The sequence below is a fragment of the Pseudomonas sp. PK-RTE-24 genome (genome assembly GCF_054052265.1).
The window spans coordinates 1,829,323-1,841,523 of the sequence record NZ_CM133224.1 but is presented as its reverse complement, the minus strand read 5'-3'; the positions used below and the strand labels follow the sequence as shown (position 1 = coordinate 1,841,523).

Sequence of the window (12,201 nt, the reverse complement as noted above, 5' to 3'; positions counted from 1 at the left end):
CGCCGGATGCGTAGAGTGGGCAAAAAACACACAAGGACCACCTTATGTGCCTGATTGTTTTCGCCTGGCGCCCGGGCCATGCCCAGCCGCTGATCGTCGCGGCCAACCGCGACGAGTTCTACGCCCGCCCCAGCCTGCCATTGGCGCCGTGGCCCGAGGCGTCACAGGTGCATGCCGGGCGCGATCTTGAAGCTGGCGGCACCTGGCTGGGGATCGGCAGCAACGGACGCTTCGCAGCGCTGACCAATATCCGCGATCCGCAACAGCCGCCCGCGACCAAATCCCGGGGCGAGCTGGTAGCGCGGTTTCTCACGACTGATCTGTCGATTGATGATTATTTGAGCGATGTAGTGGCCCGTGCCGCCGAATATGCCGGGTTCAATCTGCTGCTGGGCAATGCCCATGAGTTGTGGCATTTCAATGCACGAGCGTCAGAGCCGGTGATGTTGCAGCCTGGAGTTTATGGGTTATCCAACGCGGGGCTGGATACGCCCTGGCCGAAACTGCTCAAGGCCAGGGCGGCGTTGAGCGCGGTACTGGATGATCCGCAGCCTGAGCATTTGTTGACCTTGCTCAGCGATGCACAGACCGCACCCGAGGCCGAATTGCCGGATACCGGGGTGGGCATGGCGACGGAGTCGTTGCTGTCGAGCGTGTTTATTGCCAGCCAGAGTTACGGGACGCGGGCGAGTACAGCGTTGGTTGTGCAGGCGGACGGCACGCGGCGGATGGTGGAGCGCAGTTTTGGGCCGTATGGCGGGCATCTCGGGGAAGTTGAGGTTTGTGTCTAACAGCAGCCCCTCACCCCAGCCCTCTCCCGGAGGGAGAGGGGGCCGACCGAAGTGCCTTGCGGTATACATCGACCTGAGAGATCGAGTCGATTATGGATTCAGCAAAGCACTTACAGGTCGACGGAGTTCTGCAGCATCCCCCAATCAGTCCCCTCTCCCTCTGGGCGGTCCGACGTTTCGGGAGGGCTAGGGTGAGGGGCCTTTGATCTTTAGAGAGCCTTGGTCACCACCGGCGAATTCATCTTGGCCAACCCGAGATTCTTCAGCGCCAGTTGCAGCGAGCTGTGGATAACCTGCGGGTTATCGATCTTCATCAGTTCGGCCAGCATCTCCTGGGCCTTGCTCAGGTTCACCTGACGCAACATCCACTTCACCTTCGGCAGGTTGGTGGCGTTCATCGACAGGCTGTCGAAACCCATCGCCATCAACAGCACCGCCGCCGCCGGATCACCGGCCATCTCGCCGCAGATGCTCACCGGTTTGCCTTCGGCGTGGGCGTCAGTGACCACGGTTTGCAGGGCTTGCAGCACCGCCGGGTGCAGATAGTCGTAGAGGTCGGCGACGCGCGGGTTGTTGCGGTCTACCGCCAGCAGGTACTGGGTCAGGTCGTTGGAGCCGACGGAGAGGAAGTCGACCATCCGCGCCAGTTCCTTGGTCTGGTACACCGCTGCCGGGATCTCGATCATCACGCCGATCGGCGGCATCGGCACGTCGGTGCCTTCGTCGCGCACTTCGCCCCAGGCGCGGTGGATCAGGTGCAGGGCTTCTTCGAGTTCGTGGGTGCCGGAGATCATCGGCAGCAGAATCCGCAGGTTGTTCAGGCCTTCGCTGGCCTTGAGCATCGCGCGGGTCTGCACCAGGAAGATTTCCGGGTGGTCGAGGGTGACGCGGATACCGCGCCAGCCGAGGAACGGGTTGTCTTCCTTGATCGGGAAGTACGACAGCGATTTGTCACCGCCGATGTCGAGGCTGCGCATGGTCACCGGTTGCGGGTGGAACGCGGCGAGCTGTTCGCGGTAGATCGCCAGCTGTTCCTTCTCGCTCGGGAAGCGCTGGTTGATCATGAACGGCACTTCGGTGCGGTACAGGCCGACCCCTTCGGCGCCACGCTTCTGCGCCCGCGCCACATCGGCGAGCAGGCCGGTGTTGACCCACAGCGGCATGCGGTGACCATCGAGGGTCACGCACGGCAGGTCGCGCAGGGTGTCGAGGCCCAGCGCCAGTTGTTTCTCTTCTTCGACGACTTCGGCGAACTGCTTGCGCAGCACTTCGCTCGGGTTGGTGTAGACCTCGCCACGGGTGCCGTCGACGATCATTTCGATGCCGTCGACCTTGGCGTACGGCAGATCGACCAGGCCCATCACTGTCGGAATGCCCATGGCTCGGGCGAGAATCGCGACGTGAGAGTTACCCGAACCGAGTACCGAAACCAGACCGACCAGCGTGCCTTCCGGCACCTCGCCGAGCATCGCCGGCGTCAGCTCTTCGCTGACCAGAATGGTTTTTTCCGGGTAGACCAGATTCTGCTGGCGCTCTTCCTGCAGATAGGCGAGCAGACGGCGGCCAAGGTCTTTGACGTCCGAGGCGCGTTCGCGCAGGTAGGCGTCGTCCATCAGTTCGAAACGGTTGACGTGCTCAGTGACCACCTGACGCAGCGCGCCCTGAGCCCACTGCCCCGTCTTGATCACGGTGGTGATTTCGCTGCCCAGCGAGGCATCGTCGAGCATCATCAGGTAGACGTCGAACAACGCGCGCTCTTCCGGGCGCAGTTGGGTCGCGAGTTTGGCGGACAAGGCGCGCATGTCGGCGCGCACGCCTTCGATGGCAGTCTTGAACAGCGCCAGCTCAGCGTCGATGTCGGTGATGGTCTTGTCCGGCACCACGTCCAGGTCCGCCGGCGGCAGCATGACCACGGCGGTACCGACGGCGGCACCCGGCGAACCCGGTACGCCGACGAACTTGGCTTCCTGAATGCCCTTGCCCTGCCGGCCCAGACCACGGATCGAACCGGTGGCCTCGGCGTGGGCGATTACACCGGCAAGCTGCGCGCTCATGGTCACGAGGAAGGCTTCTTCACCTTCGTCGAACTGGCGGCGTTCTTTCTGCTGGATGACCAACACGCCGACGACGCGGCGGTGGTGGATGATCGGTGCACCGAGGAACGAGGCGTAACGCTCTTCACCGGTTTCGGCGAAGTAGCGATAGCGCGGGTGAACCGACGCGTTTTCCAGGTTCAGGGGTTCTTCACGCGTGCCGACCAGACCGACCAGACCCTCGTTGGGGGCCATGCTGACCTTGCCGATCGAGCGCTTGTTCAAGCCCTCGGTGGCCATCAGGACGAAGCGATTGGTTTCCGGATCAAGCAGGTAGACCGAGCAGACCTGGCTGCCCATGGCCTCTTTGACGCGCAACACAATAATCCCCAACGCCGCCTTGAGATCCTTGGCGGAGTTAACTTCCTGGACGATCTTGCGCAGCGTATTGAGCATGGCTCGGGGTCGAACTCCGTCGTCAGTCGCGCGCTAAAAGGCGCGGGGCAAGCTCTTTGAGAGCGCGTCGATACACCTCGCGCTTGAATGTCACCACCTGGCCCAACGGATACCAATAGCTGACCCAGCGCCAGCCATCGAACTCCGGTTTACCGGTCAGATCCATCCGCACCCGCTGCTCGTTGGAGATCAGGCGCAGGAGGAACCATTTCTGTTTCTGGCCGATGCACAGCGGTTGGCTGTGGGTACGCACCAGGCGTTGCGGCAAACGATAGCGCAACCAGCCCCGGGTACAGGCCAGTATTTCAACATCTTCACGTTCCAGGCCAACTTCTTCGTTCAGCTCGCGGTACAAGGCGTCTTCCGGCGTCTCCTCGGGGTTGATCCCCCCTTGCGGAAACTGCCAGGCGTCCTGATTGATACGGCGAGCCCATAGCACCTGGCCGGCGTCATTCGTCAGAATGATCCCGACATTGGGGCGGAAACCATCGGGGTCGATCACGGCAACAACCTCGCAAACGCATGTCGCCGCATTGTTCCACAAAGCTTGATCAGGCGGCAACGAAGGTTCCTACCTTATGTGCACTCTTGTGAAAAGACCGTATTCTTGTCGCCTTTTTACTGACTTTTCAGCGGGTAACTGCAATGCGCCTGGCTTTATTCGATTTGGACAACACCCTTCTGGGCGGCGACAGCGATCACGCCTGGGGCGATTATCTGTGCGAGCGCGGCTTCCTCGACCCGATCGCCTACAAGGCGCGCAACGACGAGTTCTATCAGGATTACCTGGCCGGCAAGCTGGACAACGCCGCCTACCTGAACTTCTGCCTGGAGATTCTCGGCCGCACGGAAATGGCCGTGCTTGAGCAATGGCACAGCGATTACATGCGCGACTGCATCGAGCCGATCGTGCTGCCCAAGGCACTGGAGCTGCTGAAGAAGCACCGCGATGCCGGCGACAAACTAGTGATCATCACCGCCACCAACCGTTTCGTGACGGCACCGATCGCCGTGCGCCTGGGCGTGGAAACCCTGATTGCCACCGAATGCGAAATGATCGACGGCCGCTACAGCGGGCGCAGCACCGACATCCCGTGCTTCCGCGAAGGCAAGGTCACGCGCCTCAATCGCTGGCTGGAAGAGACCGGCTATTCGCTCGAGGACAGCTATTTCTATAGCGATTCGATGAATGATCTGGCGCTGCTGGAGCAGGTGGCGAATCCGGTGGCGGTGGATCCGGATCCGAATCTGCGGGCCGAGGCCGAGAAGCGTGGCTGGCCGGTGATTTCGTTGCGCGACTGAGATTGCTATCGCTGGCAAGCCAGCTCCCACAGGGTTCTCAGTGTCCACTTAATCTGTGTTCACTGAATACCCCTGTGGGAGCTGGCTTGCCAGCGATGGGGGTCAACTCGGCCTCAAGCCTTAAACCGGCTTGGCCCCCATCAACGCCGCGATGGCGACAAATCCGACGCCGCTGACAATCGCCAGCGCCAGATTGAACTTGCGATTGCCCACCCCGCTTGTCCACAGCCGATCCAGCCGGACCAGCAGCCAGACCGCACTGAACGTGGCCACGGCGTAGATCACGCTGGATCCCAGAATCCACAATTGGCCCAACGGCCAGCCCACCAGATGCACCAGCCACCAGCCGGTGAAGGGCATGCTGAGCATGCCGATCAGCATCAGACACCAGATGAACAGCCAGGGACGGCGCATCGTACTGGCCGGCCCTTCGCTGCGATTTCGCCAGGTCAGGGCGGCGAGCCCCAGCCCGCTCGCGAGGATCACCACGGTCGCCGCGACGTGAAGGACTTTGAGGGTGGTCAGGGTTTCCATGTCGTTCTCATCCGTAGATCCATGCCCATCAGCGTAGCCGCTCAGCCAAGAAACAGCTGATAGGCCGGGTTATCGCTTTCATCCCAGTATGGATAGCCGATTTCCGCCAGCGCCGCCGGCACCAGATGACGCTCGTCATGCGGCACTTGCAAGCCGGCGACCACACGCCCGTCCGCCGCGCCGTGGTTGCGGTAGTGGAACATCGAGATGTTCCAGCGCCCGCCGAGCTTGTTGAGGAAGTTGAACAACGCGCCCGGACGCTCCGGGAATTCGAAGCGCAGCACCACTTCATCGACCACCTGCGCCGCGCGGCCACCGACCATGTGGCGAATATGCAGCTTGGCCAGCTCGTTGTCGGTCAGGTCGAGCACCGGGAACCCCTGCTCGGTCAGACTCGCCAGTAAGGCGCTGCGCGGATCGTTGTCCGGGTGGGTCTGCACGCCAACAAAGATGTGCGCTTCGCTGCCGGTGTTGTAGCGGTAATTGAATTCAGTGATCTGGCGCTTGCCGATGGCTTCGCAGAACGCCTTGAAGCTGCCGGCCTTTTCCGGAATGGTCACGGCGATGATCGCCTCGCGCCCTTCGCCCAGCTCAGCGCGTTCGGCGACGTGGCGCAGGCGGTCGAAGTTGACGTTGGCGCCGGAGTCGATGGCGACGAAAGTCTGGCCGCTGACGCCACGCTGCTCGACGTACTTCTTGATCCCGGCCACGCCCAATGCGCCGGCAGGCTCGGTGATCGAGCGGGTATCGTCGTAGATATCCTTGATCGCCGCGCAGATCTCGTCGGTGCTGACAGTAATCACTTCATCCACGTAATCCTTGCAGATCTCGAAGGTGTACTGGCCGATCTGCGCCACCGCCACGCCGTCGGCGAAGATGCCGACAGTCGGCAGAACCACGCGCTCGCCCGCTGCCATTGCCGCTTGCAGGCAGTTGGAGTCGTCCGGTTCGACGCCAATTACCTTGATGTCCGGACGCAGGTATTTCACGTACGCCGCGATACCGGCGATCAGGCCGCCACCGCCGACCGGGACGAAAATCGCATCCAGCGGCTGCGGGTGCTGACGCAGGATTTCCATGGCCACGGTGCCCTGCCCGGCAATGGTGTGCGGATCGTCGTACGGGTGGATGTAGACGTAGCCTTTTTCATCGACCAGTTTCAGCGAATAGGCCAGCGCTTCCGGAAACGAGTCACCGTGCAGCACCACTTTGCCGCCGCGCGAACGCACGCCTTCAACTTTGATTTCCGGGGTGGTCTTGGGCATGACGATGGTGGCTTTGACGCCCAACACTTTCGCCGCCAGAGCCAGACCCTGCGCATGATTGCCCGCCGACGCGGTGACCACGCCGCGGGCGCGCTCTTCGTCGCTCAGTTGCGTCAGCTTGTTGTAGGCGCCGCGAATCTTGAACGAGAACACTGGCTGCAAGTCTTCGCGCTTGAGCCAGATGTCATTGCCCAGCCGCTCGGAGAGCTGGCGGGCGTTCTGCAGCGGGGTTTCTACGGCAACGTCATAAACGCGCGAGGTGAGGATCTTTTTGACGTACTGTTCGAGCATCGGAAAGCATCACTGGCGACTGGGCGGGACCAGCGAGTCTAACCCGCCTTTTGCCGAGGCGACCACACTAAACAGGTGGTTTTAAGGTCTGGAAACCCAATCTTGAGTGAGCACCGTTGTGGTGAGGGGATTTATCCCCGCTGGAGTGCGAAGCGCTCCCCTGCTTTTTTTCAGTCACACCGCGTTCCTGGGTTTTACGACGACTGCGTCGCCGAACGGGGATAAATCCCCTCGCCACAGCTTGTTTCCCCCTGTACCACCGCGAGGCCTATAATGCCGGCCTTTCTGCCCAACCCTTGCCCGCTTCCGGAGCCCGCATGACCCAGGATCAACTCAAACAGGCCGTGGCCCAGGCCGCCGTCGACTTCATCCTGCCGAAACTCGACGACAAGAGCATCGTCGGCGTCGGCACCGGCTCCACCGCCAATTGCTTCATCGACGCCCTGGCCCAGCACAAGGGCGCGTTCGATGGCGCGGTCGCCAGCTCCGAAGCCACCGCCGCGCGCCTCAAGGGCCATGGGATTCCGGTGTATGAGCTGAATACCGTCAGCGATCTGGAGTTCTACGTCGACGGCGCCGATGAGAGCGATGCGCACCTGAACCTGATCAAGGGCGGCGGCGCGGCCCTGACCCGCGAGAAGATTGTCGCCGCCGTGGCCAAGACCTTCATCTGCATCGCCGACGCCAGCAAACTGGTGCCGGTGCTCGGCGAGTTCCCGCTGCCGGTGGAAGTCATCCCGATGGCCCGCAGCCACGTAGCCCGCCAACTGGTGAAACTGGGCGGCGACCCGGTGTACCGCGAAGGCGTGCTGACCGACAACGGCAACATCATCCTCGACGTGTTCAACCTGCAGATCACCAACCCGGTGGAGCTGGAAGCACAGATCAATGCCATCGTCGGCGTGGTCACCAACGGCCTGTTCGCCGCGCGTCCGGCGGATCTGTTGTTGCTGGGCACCAGTGAAGGCGTGAAAACCCTGAAGGCTGAGTAACAGACTGCCCCACTTGCCATGGGCTGATAAATAACCTGTGGGAGCGAGCCTGCTCGCGAAAGCGTCGGGTCAGTCAACATATTCAGAGACTGATCAACCGCCTTCGCGAGCAGGCTCGCTCCCACAGTGTTTTGTGATGTCAGTTAGTTTGGTGTGGGTTTTTTGAAGACGTAAAACAGATTCGGCTCGCTCACCAGGTACAACGTGCCGTCATCATCCATTGCAATTCCCTCCGCCTGCGGCACGGTTTTCTGCAAACCCTGGCGCCCGCCGCTGATCGACATGGTGCTCAACGGGCGCCCGTCGACATCCAGTTCGATGATCAAGCGCGACTCGTCCGACAGCGCCAGCAAGTGCCCGCTGCGCTCGTCGTACTGCAGACTCGACAGATCACGCACAAACATTCCGGCATCGCGCTTGGGGTTGTTGATCACGTGCACCGCGTAGGTCTTGTCCGGTTTGAAATGCGGGAAGCCGTGGACTTCGTAGATCAGCATCGGGTCGCGCTCTTTCGCCACGAACAGCCGCTTGCCCACAGAATCATAAGCCAGCCCTTCGAAACCCTTGTTGCCGGACATGTGCACGCCAAGGGTCATTTGCTCGGCATCCTCGGCATCGAGAAAAGTGGTGTCGGCCTCGAGGTGGATCTTGATCAGGCGTTGCTGACGCTCGTCGGTGATCACGTAGGTGTCGGCACTGATGTACTCGACGGCTTCCGGATCGCCAAACCCCACCAGAGCGATGCGCCGCAGAATCTTGCCTTCCAGGGACAATTCGACCAGTTCGGAATTCTTGTTGGTGACCGTGAACAGACTTTTGCGCACCGGATCGTAGGTCAGCGCCGAGACGTCATCGTCGAGCCCCTCGATCGGCCGCGCCTCGATCGTCACCCGATACTGGTCGAGCCCGATCGCCTCGCTGCTCACCGGTTGCCACAGCGTGTGCAGGTTGAACCAGGCGCGCTCGAACAGACGCAGGTATTGGCCGATCGCGATCAACGCAATCAGGACAATCATCAACAGGACGAGAATCAGCGGTTTGGGGCGGGCAAGTCGACGCATTCAGGCAGGCTCGGATTCATGACAGGCCGATGAAATATCACGCCCGTCTGAATTGAAGCTTAATGGCCACTTGCCTCAGATCACAAGCCAAGCGCCGTAGGAGCTGCCGAAGGCTGCGATTTTTTGACTTTCATAAGCAAGATCAAAAGATCGCAGCCTGCGGCAGCTCCAGGGAAGGCATCACCGGTGTTTTTCGAATCGGTAGAACAGGTTCGGCTCGCTGACCATGTACAGCGTGCCGTCCGCATCCATGGTCATGCCTTCGGCGCGGGGGATGGTGTCTTTCAGACCGTTGAAATTCCCAAGCAACGTCATGAAGCTGACTTGCTTGCCATCCTCGTCGAGTTCAAGCAACAGGTGTGAATCCGCCGACAGCACCAGCAGATGGCCAGTGCGCGGATCGACAGCCAGCGCCGACAGGTTGCGCAGATCCAGCTGATCGCTGGCCAGCTTCTGCTTGTCGCCCTGCAGGGTCTGGCCGCCATCGCTTTTCCAGGTGAACAGCGCCGGTGGGCGTTCCTCCCCCAGAATCAATCGCTGATTGCGCGGATCCCACGTGATGGCCTCAAACGCCTTGTTCTGATCTTTCGACGGCCCGAGATCGTATTTCGGGAAGTCGGCGATGTTCAGCTCACGAGTCGCGGCGTCGATCTTGACGATCGACAAGGTATGCTCACGCTCATCGACAATGGCCAGCAAGCCGTTTTCCATGACCGTCAGGCCTTCCGGATTGCTCCAGCCCACCAACGGCATCTTGCGCAACACGTCGCCCTCAAGCGTCAGCTCGACCAGGAAGGCATTCTTGCCCATCACCGCGAACAGGGTCTTTGTCTGCGGGTTATAGGCCAGATCCGAAGCTTCGTCCTTTTCCATACCCGGCAGCGGCTTGGCATCGATGACCACCTGATAATCCGGCAGCCACACACTCTCCTTTTGCTCGGCCTTGCTCTCGAAGCGCTCCAGCACCCACAGCACGCCGCGATCATCCCAATGCATGGCGAACGCCAGTCCATAGGCTGCGGCGATGACCAGCAACAGCCAGACATACCAGCGCAGGACGAAGCGCGAACGGGAGGGGGATTTCTGCTGAGTTCGAGATGCCATCGAGGGATGCGTTCCGTTAATTCAGGCCAAGGGTAATAGCACAAAGAGGCCGGCTGAGACGCCAGAATCGCGGGAATTATCCAGAGAGGATGTGAAAAAAACGGGAAATGGCGGGATTGGCGTGTGCGTTTGCCAGCAACACAATTGTGGCGAGGGGATTTATCCCCTCACCACAAAGCTCACCCCCTACAAGGGCTTCTGCGGTTAGCGCACGCTGCTGCTGAAGCTGCTCGCCCCCGGCAGTTCGAGGACGATTTCATCGCCGACATTCAGCGGGCCGACGCCCACTGGCGTGCCGGTGAGGATCACGTCGCCGGCCTGCAGCGAGAAGCAGCCGGCCATGTGCTGGATCATCGGCACGATCGGGTTGAGCATCGCGCTGCTGTTGCCGTCCTGGCGCACTTCGCCGTTGATGGTCAGGCGGATGCCGATGTCGGTCAGGTCAGCGAAGGTGCTGCCGACCACGAACGGCGCGATCACCGCCGCGCCGTCGAACGACTTGGCGATTTCCCACGGTAGGCCCTTGGATTTGAGCTCGGCCTGCTTGTCGCGCAGGGTCAGGTCCAGCGCCGGGGCGAAACCGGAGATCGCATCGAGGACTTCTTCGCGGCTTGGTTTGGTCGACAGCGGTTTGCCGATCAACACAGCGATTTCCGCTTCGTAGTGCACCGAACCGCGCTCGGTCGGAATGCTGAAACCGCCTTCCAGCGGCACCACGCAACTGCCCGGCTTGATGAACAGCAGCGGCTCGGTCGGCACCGGGTTATCCAGTTCCTTGGCGTGCTCGGCGTAATTGCGGCCAATGCACACGACTTTCCCGATCGGGAAGTGAATGCGCGTGCCGTCGACGTACTGGTGCTGATAGCTCATTTACCGACTCCTGCCTTTATTGATTCAACAGAGATTACCGATCAAACCGGGAAAATCTTGCCCGGGTTCATGATGCCGTTCGGGTCGAAGACTGCCTTGACCGCTTTCATGTACTCGATCTCGGCCGGCGAGCGGCTGTAGGTCAGGTAATCACGCTTGGTCATACCGACGCCGTGCTCGGCCGAGATCGAGCCGTTGTATTTCTCGACGGTTTCGAACACCCACTTGTTGACGGTGGCGCACTTGGCGAAGAACTCGTCCTTGCTCAGATTTTCCGGCTTAAGGATGTTCAGGTGCAGATTGCCGTCGCCGATGTGGCCGAACCAGACGATTTCGAAATCCGGGTAGTGCTCGCCAACGATCGCGTCGATTTCGCGCAGGAACGCCGGCACTTTCGAGACGGTAACCGAGATGTCGTTCTTGTACGGCGTCCAGTGGGAGATGGTTTCGGAGATGTACTCGCGCAGCTTCCACAGATTGTGCAGCTGGGTTTCGCTCTGGCTCATCACGCCGTCGAGCACCCAGCCCTGTTCTACGCAGTGTTCGAAGGTTTCCAGCGCGCTGTTGGCCACTTCTTCGGTGGTCGCTTCGAATTCCAGCAGGGCGTAGAACGGGCACTCGGTGTCGAATGGCGCCGGCACGTCGCCACGGCCCATGACCTTGGCCAGGGCCTTATCGGAGAAGAATTCGAACGCCGTCAGGTCGAGTTTGCCCTGGAAGGCATGCAGCACCGGCATGATCGAATCGAAATCGGCGGTGCCGAGGACCATCGCCGTGAGGTTTTTCGGCGCGCGATCAAGGCGCATGGTCGCTTCGACGACGAAACCGAGGGTGCCTTCGGCGCCGATGAACAGCTGACGCAAGTCATAACCGGTGGCGTTCTTGATCAGGTCCTTGTTCAGTTCGAGCACATCGCCCTTGCCGGTGACGACTTTCATGCCGGCCACCCAGTTGCGGGTCATGCCGTAGCGAATCACTTTGATCCCGCCGGCATTGGTGCCGATATTGCCGCCAATCTGGCTGGAACCTGCCGAGGCGAAGTCGACCGGATAGTACAGGCCGTTTTCTTCGGCGACGTTCTGCAGATGCTCAGTGACCACGCCCGGTTGGCACACGGCAGTGCGGTCAGTGAGGTTGACGTCGAGAATCTGGTTCATGTAATCGAACGAAACCACCACTTCGCCATTGGCCGCCACCGCAGCGGCGGACAAACCGGTGCGCCCGCCGGATGGCACCAGCGCAACCTTATGAGTGTTGGCCCAACGCACCACGGCCTGCACTTGCTCGATGGTCTTGGGAAACACGATGGCGCTCGGTGCCGGGGCGAAGTGTTTGGTCCAATCCTTGCCGTAAGTGTTCAGGGAGTCGGCGTCGGTAAGGACTTTGCCAGGCTCAACCAGGGTCTTCAGTTCATCAATCAGCGCAGGATTGGTCATCGACAGAACTCTCGAACAATTCATGGTCATCCTGAGAACGCTTCACGTCGCAGGAATGAGTGTTTA

General features: G+C 60.8%; 11 protein-coding genes. 3 read left to right on the top strand and 8 right to left on the bottom strand.

Annotated elements, in window-relative coordinates; translation table 11 throughout:
* The first annotated feature begins 44 nt into the window (after window positions 1-44).
* Entirely contained in the window at window positions 45-791 is a 747-nt protein-coding gene (locus tag ACV8MC_RS08130; RefSeq protein ID WP_457264969.1) for an NRDE family protein, read from the top strand.
* Window positions 792-1,000: 209 nt separating this feature from the next.
* Here ACV8MC_RS08130 and ptsP read toward each other — a convergent pair whose 3' ends face one another.
* Both ptsP and ACV8MC_RS08120 read right to left on the bottom strand, forming a co-directional pair.
* On the bottom strand, window positions 1,001-3,280 hold the full coding sequence (gene ptsP, locus ACV8MC_RS08125; protein WP_041476855.1) for a phosphoenolpyruvate--protein phosphotransferase: 2,280 nt from the start codon (window positions 3,278-3,280) through the stop codon (window positions 1,001-1,003).
* A 22-nt stretch (window positions 3,281-3,302) separates the two neighbouring features.
* Window positions 3,303-3,782, bottom strand: coding sequence for an RNA pyrophosphohydrolase (locus ACV8MC_RS08120; RefSeq protein ID WP_003229203.1), 480 nt, complete (start codon window positions 3,780-3,782; stop codon window positions 3,303-3,305).
* Between the two features lie 143 nt (window positions 3,783-3,925).
* Here ACV8MC_RS08120 and ACV8MC_RS08115 point away from each other — a divergent pair, with 143 nt between their 5' ends.
* Complete coding sequence (locus ACV8MC_RS08115; RefSeq protein WP_252879059.1) at window positions 3,926-4,582, top strand: histidinol-phosphatase; 657 nt, start codon at window positions 3,926-3,928, stop codon at window positions 4,580-4,582.
* A gap of 120 nt (window positions 4,583-4,702) precedes the next feature.
* On the opposite strand, the gene ACV8MC_RS08110 is transcribed toward ACV8MC_RS08115, so the two are convergent.
* Together ACV8MC_RS08110 and ilvA are read right to left on the bottom strand one after the other, a co-directional pair.
* On the bottom strand, window positions 4,703-5,116 hold the full coding sequence (locus tag ACV8MC_RS08110; protein ID WP_076564472.1) for a DUF2269 family protein: 414 nt from the start codon (window positions 5,114-5,116) through the stop codon (window positions 4,703-4,705).
* Window positions 5,117-5,157: 41 nt separating this feature from the next.
* The gene (gene ilvA, locus ACV8MC_RS08105) at window positions 5,158-6,672 is read right to left on the bottom strand and encodes a threonine ammonia-lyase, biosynthetic (protein WP_016772678.1); all 1,515 of its coding nucleotides are present in this window, start codon (window positions 6,670-6,672) and stop codon (window positions 5,158-5,160) included.
* A 317-nt stretch (window positions 6,673-6,989) separates the two neighbouring features.
* Between ilvA and rpiA the strand changes: the two genes are divergently transcribed.
* Window positions 6,990-7,664, top strand: a complete 675-nt coding sequence (gene rpiA, locus ACV8MC_RS08100; RefSeq protein ID WP_007913886.1) for a ribose-5-phosphate isomerase RpiA — start codon at window positions 6,990-6,992, stop codon at window positions 7,662-7,664.
* A 143-nt stretch (window positions 7,665-7,807) separates the two neighbouring features.
* Here rpiA and ACV8MC_RS08095 read toward each other — a convergent pair whose 3' ends face one another.
* From ACV8MC_RS08095 to ACV8MC_RS08080, 4 genes are all read right to left on the bottom strand, one after another.
* On the bottom strand, window positions 7,808-8,725 hold the full coding sequence (locus ACV8MC_RS08095) for an SdiA-regulated domain-containing protein (RefSeq protein WP_056786260.1): 918 nt from the start codon (window positions 8,723-8,725) through the stop codon (window positions 7,808-7,810).
* A gap of 180 nt (window positions 8,726-8,905) precedes the next feature.
* A complete protein-coding gene (locus ACV8MC_RS08090; protein WP_252877073.1) occupies window positions 8,906-9,829 on the bottom strand; it encodes an SdiA-regulated domain-containing protein in 924 nt (307 codons plus the stop codon).
* Between the two features lie 204 nt (window positions 9,830-10,033).
* Complete coding sequence (locus tag ACV8MC_RS08085; protein ID WP_252877074.1) at window positions 10,034-10,699, bottom strand: fumarylacetoacetate hydrolase family protein; 666 nt, start codon at window positions 10,697-10,699, stop codon at window positions 10,034-10,036.
* A 41-nt stretch (window positions 10,700-10,740) separates the two neighbouring features.
* The gene (locus ACV8MC_RS08080; protein ID WP_024014706.1) at window positions 10,741-12,135 is read right to left on the bottom strand and encodes an FAD-binding oxidoreductase; all 1,395 of its coding nucleotides are present in this window, start codon (window positions 12,133-12,135) and stop codon (window positions 10,741-10,743) included.
* Between the last annotated feature and the right edge of the window lie 66 nt (window positions 12,136-12,201).